The following is a 15,379-nucleotide window of genomic DNA, read 5'->3' as shown; positions in this document are numbered from 1 at the left end:
CGCCAGCCTGACCCGGCATCTTGCATCGCGCACATCAGACCATTTCACACTCGAGTTCGCCGCGCCAAGCGTTTGATCCACGCCAAAGTCGAGCCATGCCTGCTCCCTTACTCTGGATCAGACAGTGTTTAATTTGGCAACCATCATGAAAATTCCATTGCGGGAGCACGCCCTGCGCGGTCTGTCCCTCATCCTCCTGGCGTGCTGCCTGACGGCGTGTGCCAGCCGGCCCATGAGCCGCCAGTCCGGCCTGCCGGCCGAGCCGGGCGGACCGGCAACCCAGCTCATCACCGAGCAGTTGATCGAAGCCGAGCGCCGCCAGCGCGAACTGCACATCAACAAGGACATCGCGCACCTGGTCGTGCCGACGCCGCCACCATATACGATCGGCAGCGGCGATCTCCTGTCCATCGTGGTCTGGGATCATCCTGAACTGGCGGGGCAGGGGATTGCCGCTGCAAGCAACCCGATGGAGAGCCCGGCACCGGCGCCGGCCGGCTTCGTGGTCGATCACGAAGGGCGGGTACAGTTTCCGTTTGCAGGCGAGCTGACCGTGGCCGGCCTGACCGAAGAGCAGGCGCGCATGCTGCTGACGCGGCGCCTGGCACGTTACATTGCTTCGCCCAATGTCACCTTGCGGGTGCAGGCCTACCGCAGCAAGCGCGTGTATATCGATGGCGAAGTCAGGCAGCCTGGCTTGCAGGCCATTAACGACATTCCCATGACCCTGACCGAAGCGCTCAACCGCGCTGGCGGCGTGCTGCCCACCGCCGACCAGAGCCGCATCGCGCTCGAGCGTGGCGGCACGCGCTACCTGATCGACTTGCGCGCGCTGGTTGCAAGCGGCATCAATCCGGGCAATGTGATGCTCGCGCATGGCGACCTGGTGCGCGTTCATTCGCGCGACGAGAGCAAGGTCTTTGTCTCAGGGGAAGTGGTGGCGCCCAAGGCGCTGACCATGCACGACGGGCGCCTGACGCTCAATGAGGCGCTGGGCGAATCGGGCGGCATCAGCCCGCTCACGGGTGACGCCAGGCAAATTTATGTGGTGCGTAAAAGCAGCGAAGGCACGCGCGTGTTTCAGCTCGATGCGCGTCAGGCGGGCGCCCTGGCGATGGCTGAATCGTTCGAGCTCCATCCCAAGGATCTGGTGTATGTAGCGGCCTCGTCGCTGGCCAACTGGCACCGTAATCTCAGCATGATTTTCCCCGGGGCGCTCACCCAGGCCGTCAGCGCAAGCAGGCCTTGATTTTGCAGCGAAGGAAAGATGATGAACCATCCAGCTGAGCCGCACCCGCTGCAGAATGTCACGCACAATGTGCCGATTCTGAGCATGCCGCTGCCGTCGCGTGCGCCGGAATACGAGCGCGATGCGCATGACATCGATCTGAAGGGCTATTTCAATATCCTGTACGACAGCCGCTGGCTGATTGGCGCCATCACGGCGCTGGTCACCGTCATGGCCATCGTGTACGCGCTCATTGCCAGCCCGGTGTACGAGGCCAACCTCATGATTCACGTCGAGGAAGAGAGCCCGAACGCCTCCAAAAATATCTTGAGCGAAGTGTCGTCCCTGTTCGAAACCAAAAAAGCGGCAATCGCGGAGATGGAGCTGCTGCGTTCACGCATGGTCGTCTCGCATGCGGTCGACAACCTGCAACTGTATATCGACGTGCGCCCGAAATATTTCCCCGTGGTCGGTTTCTGGTTTGCCGACCGCCAGGCAGCCGAATTGTCCGAGCCGGGCGTGTTTGGCTACGGTGGCTATGTGTGGGGGCCGGAACGCGCCGATGTGTCGGTGTTTGACGTGCCGGAAGGCTGGTATAACCGCGATTTCACCATCACCGCGCGCGGTGGCGGGCGCTACCACCTCAGTGGCGCCGGCCTGCCAGCCATCTATGAGGGCAGGGTCGGCAACACGCTCAAGGCAGTAACCAAAAGCGGCAACATCGAACTGCGTGTCGACCGTCTCGATGGCCGCGACGGTGCCCAGTTCAAGCTGCGCCGCTCTTCGCGCCTGTCGGCAATCGAACGCATCCAGACGGCCATGGTCATCTCCGAGCAAGGCAAGCAGTCCGGCATCATTGAAGTCAGGCTGCAGGGCGACGATCCGCAGCGCATCAACAGCATGCTGGCCGAAATCGGCCGCGAATACATGCGCCAGAACCTGGCGCGCAAGACCGAGGAAGCAGAGAAATCGCTGGCCTTCCTGAACGAGCAGTTGCCGGCTCTGAAGCGCCAACTCGAACAGTCCGAAGAAAAATACAATAATTTCCGCAACAGTCACGGCACCATCGACATGGGCGAAGAGGCGCGCATGAGCCTGCAACAGGCGGCCTCGGCGCAAATTCGGCGCATCGATCTGGACCAGAAACGCACCGAACTGCTGACCCGCTTCACCGAGGACCACCCCATCCTCATCGGACTGAACCGGCAGCGCAAGGAAGTGGAAGACGAGATCGCCAGTGTGGCCAGCAAGATTCGCGCATTGCCGGCTCTGGAGCAGGACGAGGCCCGCCTGGTGCGTGAAATCAAGGTCAACACCGACCTGTACACGGCGCTGTCGAATACGGCGCAGCAACTGCGCCTGATCTCGGTGGGCCGGGTCAGCAATGTACGCCTGATCGACGCGCCCATGGCGCCGGAGCGAGCACTCAAGCCGAACCGGCCCCTGATCGTCATCCTGGCAGTTGTCACGGGCATGTTTATGGGCACCCTGATTGCCTTTGCACGCAAGGCCATGTCCGGCGGCATCGACGACCCGCACAAGATCGAACGCTTGCTGGGCGCGCGCGTGGTGTATGCCAGCATTCCCCACAGCAGTAATCAGGACAAGCTGGCGCGCAAGGCGCGCCATATTCCCGGCTATCTGCCCCTGCTGGCGCAAGCCTACCCCGAAGACATTGCCATCGAAAGCTTGCGCAGCTTTCGCGCCGCCTTGCTCTTTTCCATGCCGCACATGAAAAACAACATCATTATGTTTGCCGGACCGGGGCGCGGCCTGGGCAAGTCGTTCGTGGCCGCCAATTTCGCGGCCGTGCTTGCCGCCAGCGGCAAACGCGTGCTGCTGATCGACGCTGACTTGCGCAACGGCCATTTGCACCGCTATTTCGGGGTCAGCCGGGAGCAGGGCCTGACCAAGGCCATTGCCGGCGCCATGCCGCTGGAACACATCATTCACCACCGGGTGCTGGAAAACCTGGACTTCATTCCCACCGGTGCCTTGCCGCCCAACCGGGCCGAGTTTTTACAGCATCTCAACTTCTCGAACTTGCTTGACACGGTCAGCGCGGACTATGACATGGTGGTGATCGACCCACCGCCGATTCTGGCGGTGTCCGATGTGCTGATCATCGGTGCCCACGTGGGGGCGGTGTTCATCCTGGCGCGCGCCGGCATTACCACCGAAGGCGAGATCACCGAGTCCGTCAAGCGCCTCAATCACGCCGGCATCGCCCCGCAAGGGGTGGTGTTCAACGACATGCCCCTGCGCATAGGCGGCTATGCCTATCAATTTTCATACGGGCATGTCCCGCAGCTGGAAAGCCGCGAGTAGGGTGGTGCCAGCATCATGGCCACCCTGTTATTCGCCCTGGCCGCAGCCGCCCTGAACCTGGCACCGGCGCAGCTGTACGTTGCCCCCGAAGGCAACGACAACAACGCCGGCACGCGCCAGGCGCCATTCAAGTCCATTGCCAGGGCGGGGGGCCTGGCCCGACCGGGCAGCACGATCCATGTGGCGCCGGGCCGCTATGCTGGCGGATTTCGTACCAGTCAGAGCGGTGCGCCCGGGGCGCGCATTGCCTTTGTCTCGACCGTGCAATGGGGTGCCCAGATCGTCCCGCCGCCGGTTTCGCGCACTGACACGGCATGGGACAACCGTGGCAGCCATGTCGATATTATCGGCTTTCAGATCGACGGACGCCTGCCACAGAACGGCGTCAAATGGACCCATGGCATCTATAACGGTGGCTCGTACGGCCTGATTCAACATAATTGGGTGCATCATCTTGCAACCGACGTCCCATGTACCAGTGCCGGCGGCTCGGCCATCGGGGTCGACAGTTACTACCGTGGCGTCGACGCCAAGGTGGTGGCCAATCTGGTGCACGACATTGGTCCTGCTGGCTGTCCCTACGTGCAAGGCATCTATGTGAGCACTTCAGGCACGGTGACCAACAATATTGTGTATCGCGTGGCCGCTGCGGGTATCCATCTCTGGCACGATGCCACCCGGGTCACGATCAACAACAATACCGTCACTGGCTCGCACACCGGCATCATCGTCGGTGCTGGCAATTACTACTTCCGCTCCGGACCCAACGACCACACCGTCGTTGCCAACAATATTGTGTTCGACAACCAGACCGGCATTGCAGAACTGGGTGACACCGGCAAGGAAAATCGTTACATCAACAATCTGGTCTACCGTAACGAGCTGGACGACTACCGCTTGCAGAATGGCCTGCTGCCCACTGGCTCGGTCAGCGCGGACCCCGGCTTCGTTCGCTACAGCAGGACCGGCAGCCCGGATTTGCGCCTGCGGGCCGGCTCGCCCGCCATTGGCAAGGCAGCGCCCATGCATGCGCCAGCGCTCGATTTTGCCGGTCAAGGGCGCCGTGCCGCCGCAGCAAAGGATATTGGCGCATTCCAACACTAAGCGATGCGCTCAGTCAAAGCACGCGCGCGCGCCGCTTTTACCATGGATGCATGGACCCGCAGCCCGACCCATCATCCTCGGAACAGGAGCGCATCCGCGCCGTCTACCGCAACTGGCTGGCACAGGAGCGCATTGCCGCCTATGCTTGGCACCGTCCCGATATCATGGAACAGGACAATACACGGCACCGGGTGGCCGGTGCCATGCTGGCCGACACCCTCGGTCCCGATTTGAGTCAAACACGGATCGTCGATGTGGGTTGCGGCTCGGGCGGCTTTCTGCGCCAGCTCATCGACTGGGGTGCCGATCCGCATCGCCTGGCCGGGACCGAATACCAGCCGGAGCGCTTGAGCCAGGCGCGTTTGCGCACGGCGCCTGGTGTCCACTGGCACCTGGGCGACCTTGATTTTGCCCCCGACAATAGTTTTGAGCTGGCCGTGGCGAACACGGTGTTCTCGTCCATTCTTGAGCCGGCGCAGCGCGCGCGCCTGGCGGCGGAAATGTGGCGTGCCGTCATGCCCGGTGGCTGGTGCATGGTCTTCGATTTCCGCTATAACAACCCCCGCAATCCACACGTGCAGCGCCTGGACTGGCGCCAGCTGCAATCGTTCTGGCCCAGCCGAATCAGCCGCCACCAGACGCTGCTGCTGGCACCGCCCATTGCGCGCCGCCTGGCTGGGGCGCCGCGCTTGCTGAGCGAGGTTCTGGTCACCTTTGCCCCAGTGCTGCGTTCGCATTTTATTTACATGGCACGCAAGCCCGGCTGAGGCGCCAGCAGCGCCTGTTTGAGCCAGCGCCTGACCTGATGGGTGCGCGCTTCGAACAGGCAGTAAAAGCCATACGAAAACAGCACGACCACAGCGAGCAGGGCAGCAAATACCAGCAGCTGGACAGGATGGCTGGCGTCCATCCGGCTGCGGCCGATCAAGGTGTCACCCAGCCAGGCCAGCAGGCCCAGCACGGGTATGTGCACCACATACAGGGTGAATGAAAAATTGGAAAAGAAATCGGCAACACGGCGCGCGGGCGCCAGGCGCACGGCCCCACTGGGCTTGACCACTGTACTGCACAGTAACAGCATGAATGGCACGCTCAGGGTCAGGTCCTGGACAAACGAGTCGAGTTCGAGCCCATCGTTGCGACCCGTCAGCCGGAAATGCACGGATAGAACGAGGGTCAGCAGCAGCAGGACCAGGCGGGTGCCCGCGCCGCACACCAGACGCAGGCGCGAACAGGCGGCGCCCAGCAACCAGATCGAAAAGTACAAGCTGATCTGCAGCGGCAGCAAGACGGCAGCCAGCGCCAGAGCCAGCGCGGCCCAGCCGCGGTACTTGCCGCCCGCGCAGGCCAGCAGCAAGGGAAACAGCAGGTAATACCAGGCTTCGTTGGCCAGGCTCCAGAGCGGATAGTTGCCGCCAAACTGGGGCACGCTGATGGTTTGCAGCGCCAGCAGATTGCCGGCGAGGGCGGTCACCGAGTAGGCATTCTCGCGTGCGAAGTCGACCTGGCGCGGGTCGATCTTGCCGGTCAGGATGCCGAATGCAAGGATCAGCAAGAAAGTGGGTAGCAAGACCGTCCAGAGCCGGGTCAGGCGATCAATCGCGTACAGCTTGACCGCATCTGCCTGAGCCCGCTTGTTGAGCAGACTGCCGCCCACCAGCCAGCCGCTTATGAGAAAGAAGACCAGCACGGCCTGGTGCGCAAACCCGGTGGCGAAGGCCAGCGCTTGATACCACAAGGCGGGCTGCTCCATGCCGCGCAGGCCGGGCATGAATTCCGCGCGCAGGTGGGCAGCGGCCACTTGCAGCGCGGCCATCCCGCGCAGCAGACTGATCAGAAGCGAGTGGTAGGAATCTTCGCTCAATTGGCTATGCGGCATCACACGCAGCCGCGGGACTTGCAACGCCATCACGATCTCCTTGTCGTTATAAATAGCCGAGCGAGAATAAATGCCGGTTCCCGGACAGGAAGCGGGCGGCCAGGATCATCCAGTAACCCACTGGTGCCCATTGCATCAGCCATGATCCGGTCAGAAAGACCGCCAGAAAGGCAGCCGCACTCGGCAGCGGCTGCAGGGGCGGCGGCACGCCGGCCAGGCGCAGGGCGCCCAGGTTGACCAGTGCGCCCGCCAGCCAGCCAGCCACTGCCTCCATCGCGCTGTGCTCATGCAATTGCACCAGCCACCATGCCACCACCGCGCCCAGAACCAGGCCCAGGGCCAGGCCAAACCAGCCCGCACGCCTTCCCTGGTGATGCAGCAACAGGAAAAACAGCATGGGAAATACGGCCGTGACACCGGCAGCATGCCCGCTGAGCGCCTTGAAGCAGGCGGCGGGCCAGCCTGCGCCCCAGCCCATGAACGCGATTTTGCTGGCGCCCACCAGCAGCACGCAGCTGGCAAACAGCACGCTCCAGCAAAACGCCATGCGCCAGGATCGCGATGCCAGCAAGGCGGCCAGCAAGGCAGCGGCGGTGGGCAGGGTCAGGCTCAGGTCGCCCAGTTCGATCAAGCGTCGACAGGGGAGCATCGCTAGCGCACCAGCGTGGCGAGGGTGGTGAAGATGATGCGCACGTCGTTCCAGAAACTGCGCTCGTGCACATAGCGCAGGTTGTACTTGAGCTTGGCAGGGAGAATCGTGTCGAGGTAGGCCTGCTCTGGATCCGCGGCGCGGCCGAGCAAGGAATTTTCTTCTTTATAGTAGATGGATGCCCAGTCGGTAATGCCCGGCGACACCGACAACACGACCGAGCGCACCTCGGCTGGATAGCAGTCAACATAGCGCGGCACTTCCGGGCGCGGCCCTACCAGGCTCATGCTGCCGGCAATCACATTGAACAGTTGCGGAAACTCATCGAGCTTGTGGCGCCGCAGAAAGCGCCCGGCGCGCGTGATGCGGCGGTCGTGGCCGACAGTGAGCAGGGTCTCGTGCGCATCGTCCTGCATGGTGCGAAACTTGATGATGTTAAAGAGCGTGCCATCTCTGCCCACGCGTTGTTGCCGGAAAAAGACCGGGCCCGGCGAATCGAGTTTGATCCACAGCGCCACTGCCAGAAACAGCGGGCAGAGCAGGACGACCCCAAGCAGGGAGGCAATGAAATCGAAAATGCGCTTGTTCATAACAGTAACTCCCTCAGGTTGGCAATGGTGCGCTGCTGGTCCGCATCGCTCATCTTCGTGTACAGCGGCAAGGAAAGCATGGTCTGATAGGCCGCCTCGGCAGCTGGAAATTGTTCCGGGCGCAGCTGGCAACTGTCGCGCCAGATGGGTTGGCGGTGCAGGGGAATGAAGTGCACGCTGGTGCCGATGCCGCGCTCGGACAGCCTGGCGATCAGCGCGTCGCGCTCGATCGGGGCGTCATCGCGCAGGCGCACCACGTACAAATGCCAGGCGTGCGTGCTGTCGCCCACGGGCAGGGCCGGCAAGCGCAGGGGCAGATCGCGCAGGGCGGTGTTGTACTCGGCCGCCAGGCATTGGCGGCGCGTGAGGAAACGCGCCATTTTCGATAGCTGAGCAATGCCCATAGCGGCGGCCAGGTCGGTCAGGTTGTATTTGAAGCCGGCTGCCACCACTTCGTAGAACCAGGCTGGCGTGCGTGCCGTGTAGCGCTGAAAGGCATCCTGGCTGATGCCGTGGATGCGCATCAGGCGCACGCGCCTGGCGACCGCAGCGTTGCGCGTGACGATCATGCCGCCTTCGCCGGTGGTCATGGTCTTGTTCGCGTAAAAGCTGAACACCGTCACGTCACTGTCGAGCGTGCCGACCAGCTTGCCCTTGTAGCGGGTCGGAAAGGCATGGGCCGCATCTTCGATGACCTTCAAGCCGTAAATTTTGGCCAGTTCAAGGATGCCATCCATTTCGCAGGCCAGCCCGGCATAGTGAACGGGCATGATGGCACGCGTGCGCGGGCCGATTGCCGCTTCCACTGCCGCCAGATCGAGATTGAGGGTGGCCGCGTCGGTATCGACAAACACCGGTTGCGCGCCCAGATACCGCACCACCTCGGCCGTGGCGGTGAAGGTCAGCGTCGGCACGATCACTTCATCGCCCGGCCCGATCCCCAGCGCTTCCAGCGCCAGATGCAGGCCGGCCGTGGCGGAGTTGACCGCAATGGCTTCCACGCCAGCACCGAGGTAGGCGCCAAATTCCTGCTCGAACTGGCGCGTCTTGGGCCCGGTGGTGACCCAGCCCGAGCGCAGGCACTCGACGACGGCGGCAATTTCTTCCTCGCCAATATCAGGCAAGGCAAAGGGCAGGAAGGGCACGGCCTCGTTCAATTTGGTACTGTCTTCGGGCATGATCGCTCCTTGGGTGGTCGCGTCTTCAGGCACAGGCTTGCAAAAAGCGCCGGCCAAGCACGGGATAGGTCAGATGGGTCATGGCGTAGTTGCGCCCCCGTTCACCGAGTGCGGCGCGCTCGGGCGGCGACAACATGAACAGGGCCAGCAGACCGCGCGCCACGGCGGCGGGATCCTGGGGGGCGACGGTCAGGCCGCAGCCGGCCTCGGCCACTGGATCGTTGCCGGCATCGACCGAATGAAGGATGGCGCAGCCCGCCATCATGTAATCAATCAGTTTGTTGGGCGCAATGCCAAAGCGGTACAGGCGCTGCCGCTGCCAGCCGATGTAGGCCACGTCAAAGCTGCGCAGCAGGGCGGGAACCTGCTGCTTTGGCACCGGGTCAAAGAAGTGGACGTTGGTCAGGCGCATATGGCGCGCCATTTGCTGCAAGGCGGTTTTCACGGGGCCGCCGCCCACCAGCACAAAGGCCAGCCGCTCATCACCCACCAGGCTGGCCGCCCCCAGCAGGGTGTCCAGCGCATTGGCAATGCCATGGGTGCCCGCATAGCCAACAATAAACTTGCCCTGGCGCCGCAGGGCGTCCAGCCGCGCGCCAGCCAGGCCCGGCAACGGGCCATCGTCGGCCAGCCATTCGGCCGGGTCGGCGCCGTTGGGCACAATATGCAATTTATGCGGCGCCATGCCGTGCGCCTCCAGGTGGTCGCGCACTTTGGGCAAGATCGACACAATCGCGTCCGCGTGGCGGCAAGCAAAATTTTCCGCAGCCTGCAGCAACATGATGAACGGATGCCAGCGCGAATAGCCGCCCAGTTCCATGGGGGACAAGGGCCACAGGTCGTGCAGCTCGAACAGCAGGCGCGCGCCGCTCATGCGCGCGATCCGGTGCGCCGGCCAGATGTCGAGCGGGTAGGTACTTGAGGCAATCACCACATCGGCACCAAGCTGCTGCGCCAGCTGGCCGGCCTGACGGTACAACTGGGTCACAAACGCCAGCATGTTGATCACGCGCGCAGCACCGTTGCCGCGATAAGCCGGCGTGGCGATCCATTGGTACTCCACACCGTCGATCACTTCATCGAGCTGCGCCTTGCCGTGCAGGTGCGGCGCCTGGGCACGGATGTGCGACTGGGCAGAGGCAATGATGCGGACCCGGTGCCCCAGCCTGACCCATTCCCTGGCCAGATAGAAGGGCCGGTATTCCATGCCATGGCGCAGGGACCCGGCGTAGTGGTTGATCAGCAGGATGTTCACAATGGCTCCTTGTTGGGCGCGCCGCTACCAGGCCAGACCTTCAACCAGACGCCTGACATTGCAACGGGTACTTTCGCGCCAGTTGGTTTCCCATTGCACCGGGTGGGTCAGCAGGCAGATGCTGCGGTAGCGGCCCAGTGCCGCCAGCGGGTCGAGCGGGTGGAAATAGACCGGGTGAGGGCGGTCGCTGATGGACACATCGAACTGGCGCAGCAAGTCGTCGTCGTAGGCCTCGCAGGCAATGCCGCAACGCGCGCGAAATTCGGGGTCAAGCAAGATCTCGTTGTTGATCACCGCCAGGCGCCGGTTGGCAAAATCGCCATGGCTGGCCACAGTGACCAGCTTGCGCTTGAGGGTGCGCTCGATGCGCTGCAAGTTCTGCCGGAACTGCACCCGGATGGCCGGAAAGCGGCTGCGCAAGACATCCGGGTCGTGAATATGGTGGCGCTTGGCAAAATCGGCGACTTCTTCAAAGTGGTAGCTCGCTTCGCTGCCGTAGGCGTCGATCTCGCGCATCAAGCCGAAATCGAGGGTCGACAGCCGGAAGTAGTAGCTGGCTGTAATGCCGTGTCTGACTTCGATGGCAAACATCTTGGCGGCCGTGCGCACATCGCTGTCGATATCGTGCCGGTGAACCAGGCTCAGGCCACGTCCTTCCGCTGGCGGCGGGCACAGGAATTCGCGCAGCGACAGCTGGTCGTAGCCGCGCTCTTTGGCCGTGCGCACCAGCGTGTCGTAGTAACCGAGCCGGGACGGCATGAGGTAGTCGCTGTACATGCGGTTGATCAGTTTTTTCATTGGATGCTGTAACGCGCGCGATACGGCTGAAAGCCGAGGATGGTTTTGAATTGCCGCATGCCGGGCAGGGCGCCGAAAAAGGTGTCGTACATCACGTAGTCGACCTCGCCCTCGTCGATCAGGCGGCTGACGATGTCGCACACCATCAAGTGCATGATGCCGTCGTTGTTGCGATAGCCAATCAGATGCGAGAATGCACTGAAGTTGCCGTAACGGCCGATGTTGGCGTAGGCCACCAGTTTGCCGTCCGGATCAAGCACGCCGTAGTAATGGAAGTTCCTCAGCACGTCAAAGCGCGTCTGCTTTTCCTGGTAGCTGCGGTCCATCGGCCGGCCCTGTCGCTGCCCCACCGAGGTATTGATGGCATGGATGGCGTCCACATGCGCATTGCGGTCGATAAGGGCCGTGACATAGCCCCGGTTGCGGGCGCGCCGCGCATGGTAGGCGCCGCAGTTTTTTCCTTTGATGCAATCGAGATAGCCATCGCGCGAGCAGTACTGGCGCACATCGATCAGTGCTGCGCCCCAGCTTTTGTGCTGGATGAGCTTGTATTTCGGATGGGGCTTGGTGTAGTAGCGGTAGGTGGAGGCGACATTCACAGGCTCGATCGCGGCATTGAAACGCAAGAATGCGGCTGGCATCCGCAGCAGCGTTCTGAGGGTTGTCACATGCTGCAGCAATGGGTTCATGGTGTGGGGCATCACGGTAATGTGGACTTGCTTTGCGCGGGTGGTTCTGTTGACTGTAGCGGCGTGGCTTGCGGCGCTATTGAATTTGCTTAAATCGATCCCGGCGATTGGCCTTGTCTTGTTCTTGATCAGCCAGGCGCCTGCGCGCGCAGTTGGGCATAGAACGCGAGCAACTTGACCGATTCCGTCGCCCAGTTATAGGTGTCGAGAATGGCGCGCCGTCCGTTCTGTCCCATTGCGCGCGCCAGTTCAGGTTGGGTGATCAATTGATCGAGCGCGCCGGCAATGGCCACCGGATCGAGCGGGTCGACGCACAGGCCGCAGCCACTGCGATCGACAATGGCGCGCCATAAAGGAAAATCGGACGCAATCACGGGGATGCCGGCGGCCATGTATTCGAACATTTTGACGGGCAGTGCATCGAGATAATTGCGCTCCGGATGCAGCGTGACCAGGCCCGCCATTGCGCCCGCCATGACGGCCCGCACCCCGGCGCGGTTCTGCTGTCCCAGGCTGTCCACCTTGTTCCAGCCATGGTAGTTGCGCACCTCCGCTTCCAGCGCGGGCTCGGAAAACTGGCCCGCCAGCGCCAGGCGCGCGCCACAGCGCAGCAAGGCAAATGCACGCACCAGTTCGCGGATGCCGCGCACGGCCGCAATGCTGCCAACGTAGCAGGCACGGCGCTGCTTGCCTTCCCATGGGGCTGCCGCGTCAAATTCAGCGAGCAGCGGAAAATTATTGACGGCAACGGTGCGCGGGTTGATCTGCCTGAATTTCTCGGCAATGAAAGGCGTGGCCGCAATAATGCCGTCGAACTGACGGCAGGCGTACGCCTCGTAGGTAGTAAAGGCGCGCGACGCGAGGTGGCGCAGCGGACGGTTCAGATAGGGCTTGGACAGCAGTTGCATCGGCACGTCCTCGTGCGCGTCGAAAATGACGGTTTTTCCCATGCGCTTGAGCTGCAGGCCGGCCGGAATCAACTCCGGGTCGTGCAGGTGGTAAATGCTGGCATCAATCTGGCAGGCCTGGGCCAGCACGCGCCGCGTGCTGCGCACCATGCGCTGCACGCGGCCTGCCAGCTTTCCGGCGTCGACGATGCGCACGCCCGCTTCGTGCGCATCGCCCAGTCCGTCGGCCACCACCAGCGTGACGTCATAGTCCTGCTGCGCGAGCGTCTGGCACTGCTTGATGAAAATGCGCGTGTCGTAGCGCGGGTGGGCTGACGTCAGATGAGCGATGCGTCGCATGTTTTCTTCCATACCGGTAGCGTGAATACGATCCAAGCGCCGCGCCTATCACCATGTCGGTGAAATAGTGGGAGGTAGCCAACAGCAGCAAGGTGCTGCATGCAAGCACGAACGGCAAGATGAAGCTGCTGCTGTGCGACGGCAGAAAGTAGCCGCGCAAGAGCATCTGCAGAATCGGCAGCACCAGGATGGCCAGCACGAACAGAAAGCCGAACAAGCCCGTATCCACCCACGCCGACAGCACATTGTGCGAATAGAACCCCGGGTTGTAGCTGGCGTAATCCCCGAATACCGGAAACTGCGCGATGGTGTTCATTGCGTACATCGTCAGATGATGGCGCTTGTTGGCCGACGTCGATTGTGACAAGTCAAGCAGCTCCAGGATCCGGTTGCTTGGCAGCAGTGCCAGAATCTGGTCAAGGTTGATATACACGAGCAAGCACAGCACGCCGATCACGCTGGCCATCAGCACTTTGCGTTGGGAGTAATACAGTTCGATGATCGGCACCACGAACAGCATGGCAACAAACTCGCTGCGCGCGGTATTGACGAACAAGGTTGGCGCGGCCACGCAATACAGCAGAACGCGCAGGGCCAAGGCGCGGCTGAAGCAGACAGCGACGATAAACGTGAGCAGGTAAGAGCGCGAGAAGCCCTGGTACGTCGCCAGGCTCTCGGGATTTTTGGCCGTACCCAGCGGCGCGAGATAAAACGAGCCATCGACCGAATACGCAAACACGATGGCCGACATGGCGGCAATGGTGGCCAGACAGATCACCCGGAAAGCCGCACTGCCGAAGTCCGTCAGCCGGAACATCAGGAACAGATTGACGGTAAACAGGATGCCCAGCAGATGGTTGCCAATAATGACGGGATTGGCGCCAACTGCGGCGTGAATGCCGATCACGATGGAAAAGTAGGCAATGTAAAGCAGGAACAGCACGTCCGGCCGTCCCAGCTGGCCCGCGCGGCGCCGTATCGTGTAGGCGTAGAAGAACAGCAGCGGTGGCGCAAACAGCAATGAAGCCGGGGCGAAGTAGCCGCCCAGCACCGCGCTCATCAGTCCAAGCCCGAGCAGGGTGTGATAGAAGAAGAAGCCCGGGAACAAGGCAAGAAACGCCAGCATGCCGACCGAGTGGCCGGACCAGGTAAAGCTGCGCAGCCAGCGTTTCATGCCGCCGCCGTCCGGTTCTGGGAACACTGCCAGGACATGTGCAGGTACACCAGGTACAGCAACGAGTAGCCGATGGCATAGCGGGCCAGGCTTTGCTGCAAGGTGCCGGGCGCCAGAAAGACGCCCAGCGTCATGCTGCACAGCGCGATCTGCCAGATCAGATCCATTTTCTGCTTGCCCGCCACGAAGAAGACATAGCTGAGGGGACTGGCAATGAAGTTCAGGAAGTACAGCGGCGCCAGGATCTGCGCCATCTCGCCCGCAGCGCGCCAGTTGGCACCGAACACCCAGCCAAACAGCTGCGGTGAGAACAGCAGCAGGACCAGCGAGGGGCCGATGCCAAGCAGGGCCAGCGCCTTGAAGGTGTAGCGGTAAGCTTCGCGGCAGTTGCCGTGGGTCTGGAAGTCGTGCACCGACTGGCGCTTGAACACTTCCAGCACCGACGACGCCAGCAGCGCCACCGGTGCCGACAGCACCCGCTGGGTCAGTGCGAACAGGCCAGCGGCCAGCGCACCGTAGCGCGCGCCAATCATCAGCAGCGGCAGCTGGCCGACCACCACATTGAGCAGGTTGGAGGGCAGCGAGAAGCGCCAGAAGGCGCGGTGCCGGTGCAAATACTGGCGCATGGCGGCAGTGGGGCGCAGGGACAGGCGCGGCCGCGGCGGTTGCAGCAGCACGGTCGCTGCAGCCAGTCCCACCGTCAGGCCGGCCAGATGCCCGCCCAGCAGCGCGTTGCTTCCTGCACCGGCCCATAGCAATGCCACCTGGGACAGGGCGATGCTGCCCGCGCCCAGAATTTTGGCCCGCGCTGCCGTGCCAAAGGCGTTGCGCGACGTGGCGTAGGCCAGTGTGGTCTGCATGTAGGCAGTCAGCCAGGTGCCCAGGCCCAGTGTCAGCAAGGCGCCCCACGACAGGCTGGCAACCATGCGCCAGCCCAACGCGCGCGCCACCATCACGCCCAGCGTCACCAGCACGGCGGTGACAGTGGCTGACCAGGCCACGACATTGAAGCAGGTGGCCTGATGTTCGCTGCCATGGTCCAGAATCATGGCGGCCTCCAGGCGCAGCGTCGCGCCAATGGCGGCAACGGCGACGATCCCGAACCAGACCATGAAGGCGCCCATCTCGGCTGGCGAGCAAAGGCGGGTGATCAGGGGCGCCGCCAGCAAAGGCAGCGCCTGCGCGCCCAGCGCGCCGCCCAGCACCGTGATGACGTGCTTCCAGTAGGTCGGCACATGCAGACTCATGACGCGCCCGTGT

The 15,379-nt window shown here is 62.7% G+C and carries 14 protein-coding genes; 4 read left to right on the top strand and 10 right to left on the bottom strand.

What is annotated here, in order from left to right:
- Positions 1 to 145 precede the first annotated feature (145 nt).
- From BUC24_RS11985 to BUC24_RS11970, 4 genes are read left to right on the top strand one after another with little or no spacing between them, the layout of a single operon-like run.
- The gene (locus tag BUC24_RS11985) at positions 146 to 1,249 is read left to right on the top strand and encodes a polysaccharide biosynthesis/export family protein (protein WP_073216135.1); all 1,104 of its coding nucleotides are present in this window, start codon (positions 146 to 148) and stop codon (positions 1,247 to 1,249) included.
- Between the two features lie 21 nt (positions 1,250 to 1,270).
- The gene (locus BUC24_RS11980; protein WP_073216132.1) at positions 1,271 to 3,556 is read left to right on the top strand and encodes a polysaccharide biosynthesis tyrosine autokinase; all 2,286 of its coding nucleotides are present in this window, start codon (positions 1,271 to 1,273) and stop codon (positions 3,554 to 3,556) included.
- Positions 3,557 to 3,571: 15 nt separating this feature from the next.
- Complete coding sequence (locus tag BUC24_RS11975; protein ID WP_083598888.1) at positions 3,572 to 4,660, top strand: DUF1565 domain-containing protein; 1,089 nt, start codon at positions 3,572 to 3,574, stop codon at positions 4,658 to 4,660.
- A 50-nt stretch (positions 4,661 to 4,710) separates the two neighbouring features.
- A complete protein-coding gene (locus BUC24_RS11970; protein WP_073216129.1) occupies positions 4,711 to 5,427 on the top strand; it encodes a class I SAM-dependent methyltransferase in 717 nt (238 codons plus the stop codon).
- Here BUC24_RS11970 and BUC24_RS11965 read toward each other — a convergent pair.
- The 10 genes from BUC24_RS11965 to BUC24_RS11920 form a co-directional block, all read right to left on the bottom strand.
- Positions 5,403 to 6,569, bottom strand: coding sequence for an acyltransferase family protein (locus BUC24_RS11965; protein WP_073216126.1), 1,167 nt, complete (start codon positions 6,567 to 6,569; stop codon positions 5,403 to 5,405). The two genes, BUC24_RS11970 and BUC24_RS11965, sit on opposite strands and share 25 nt — an antisense overlap.
- 16 nt (positions 6,570 to 6,585) lie before the next feature.
- Positions 6,586 to 7,188: a hypothetical protein gene (locus BUC24_RS11960; protein ID WP_143167497.1), complete on the bottom strand. Its 603-nt coding sequence runs from the start codon at positions 7,186 to 7,188 to the stop codon at positions 6,586 to 6,588.
- Positions 7,189 to 7,190: 2 nt separating this feature from the next.
- Entirely contained in the window at positions 7,191 to 7,778 is a 588-nt protein-coding gene (locus BUC24_RS11955) for a sugar transferase (RefSeq protein WP_073216119.1), read from the bottom strand.
- The gene (locus tag BUC24_RS11950) at positions 7,775 to 8,956 is read right to left on the bottom strand and encodes a DegT/DnrJ/EryC1/StrS family aminotransferase (protein ID WP_073219998.1); all 1,182 of its coding nucleotides are present in this window, start codon (positions 8,954 to 8,956) and stop codon (positions 7,775 to 7,777) included. The genes BUC24_RS11955 and BUC24_RS11950 overlap by 4 nt, the downstream gene beginning before the upstream one ends.
- Positions 8,957 to 8,981: 25 nt before the next feature.
- Positions 8,982 to 10,211 (bottom strand): glycosyltransferase family 4 protein, encoded by a 1,230-nt coding sequence (locus BUC24_RS11945; RefSeq protein ID WP_073216115.1) that lies wholly within the window; start codon positions 10,209 to 10,211, stop codon positions 8,982 to 8,984.
- Between the two features lie 24 nt (positions 10,212 to 10,235).
- Positions 10,236 to 11,009, bottom strand: a complete 774-nt coding sequence (locus tag BUC24_RS11940) for a polysaccharide deacetylase family protein (protein ID WP_073216110.1) — start codon at positions 11,007 to 11,009, stop codon at positions 10,236 to 10,238.
- Positions 11,006 to 11,698, bottom strand: a complete 693-nt coding sequence (locus BUC24_RS11935) for a hypothetical protein (RefSeq protein ID WP_073216107.1) — start codon at positions 11,696 to 11,698, stop codon at positions 11,006 to 11,008. Before BUC24_RS11935 ends, BUC24_RS11940 begins: the two co-directional genes overlap by 4 nt.
- A 128-nt stretch (positions 11,699 to 11,826) precedes the next feature.
- Positions 11,827 to 12,945, bottom strand: coding sequence for a glycosyltransferase family 4 protein (locus tag BUC24_RS11930; protein WP_073219993.1), 1,119 nt, complete (start codon positions 12,943 to 12,945; stop codon positions 11,827 to 11,829).
- On the bottom strand, positions 12,851 to 14,119 hold the full coding sequence (locus BUC24_RS11925; protein WP_229448184.1) for a hypothetical protein: 1,269 nt from the start codon (positions 14,117 to 14,119) through the stop codon (positions 12,851 to 12,853). The genes BUC24_RS11930 and BUC24_RS11925 overlap by 95 nt, the downstream gene beginning before the upstream one ends.
- Positions 14,116 to 15,366 (bottom strand): lipopolysaccharide biosynthesis protein, encoded by a 1,251-nt coding sequence (locus BUC24_RS11920; protein WP_073216104.1) that lies wholly within the window; start codon positions 15,364 to 15,366, stop codon positions 14,116 to 14,118. Before BUC24_RS11920 ends, BUC24_RS11925 begins: the two co-directional genes overlap by 4 nt.
- Positions 15,367 to 15,379 lie beyond the last annotated feature (13 nt).

Origin of the sequence: Massilia sp. CF038 (assembly GCF_900129765.1) — a bacterium.
GTDB lineage: Bacteria > Pseudomonadota > Gammaproteobacteria > Burkholderiales > Burkholderiaceae_D > Telluria_A.
Note: the sequence above shows the minus strand (reverse complement) of the source record. Positions and strands in the feature narration are given on the sequence as shown.

Bases quoted from the DNA above. Each gene is read 5' to 3' on its own strand.
- BUC24_RS11970 (WP_073216129.1), top strand. From the start codon at position 4,711: ATGGACCCGCAGCCCGACCCATCATCCTCGGAACAGGAGCGCATCCGC.
- BUC24_RS11925 (WP_229448184.1), bottom strand. From the start codon at position 14,119: ATGAAACGCTGGCTGCGCAGCTTTACCTGGTCCGGCCACTCGGTCGGC.
- BUC24_RS11965 (WP_073216126.1), bottom strand. From the start codon at position 6,569: ATGGCGTTGCAAGTCCCGCGGCTGCGTGTGATGCCGCATAGCCAATTG.
- BUC24_RS11930 (WP_073219993.1), bottom strand. From the start codon at position 12,945: ATGCGACGCATCGCTCATCTGACGTCAGCCCACCCGCGCTACGACACG.
- BUC24_RS11935 (WP_073216107.1), bottom strand. From the start codon at position 11,698: ATGAACCCATTGCTGCAGCATGTGACAACCCTCAGAACGCTGCTGCGG.
- BUC24_RS11950 (WP_073219998.1), bottom strand. From the start codon at position 8,956: ATGCCCGAAGACAGTACCAAATTGAACGAGGCCGTGCCCTTCCTGCCC.
- BUC24_RS11920 (WP_073216104.1), bottom strand. From the start codon at position 15,366: ATGAGTCTGCATGTGCCGACCTACTGGAAGCACGTCATCACGGTGCTG.
- BUC24_RS11955 (WP_073216119.1), bottom strand. From the start codon at position 7,778: ATGAACAAGCGCATTTTCGATTTCATTGCCTCCCTGCTTGGGGTCGTC.
- BUC24_RS11980 (WP_073216132.1), top strand. From the start codon at position 1,271: ATGAACCATCCAGCTGAGCCGCACCCGCTGCAGAATGTCACGCACAAT.
- BUC24_RS11960 (WP_143167497.1), bottom strand. From the start codon at position 7,188: ATGCTCCCCTGTCGACGCTTGATCGAACTGGGCGACCTGAGCCTGACC.
- BUC24_RS11985 (WP_073216135.1), top strand. From the start codon at position 146: ATGAAAATTCCATTGCGGGAGCACGCCCTGCGCGGTCTGTCCCTCATC.
- BUC24_RS11940 (WP_073216110.1), bottom strand. From the start codon at position 11,009: ATGAAAAAACTGATCAACCGCATGTACAGCGACTACCTCATGCCGTCC.
- BUC24_RS11975 (WP_083598888.1), top strand. From the start codon at position 3,572: ATGGCCACCCTGTTATTCGCCCTGGCCGCAGCCGCCCTGAACCTGGCA.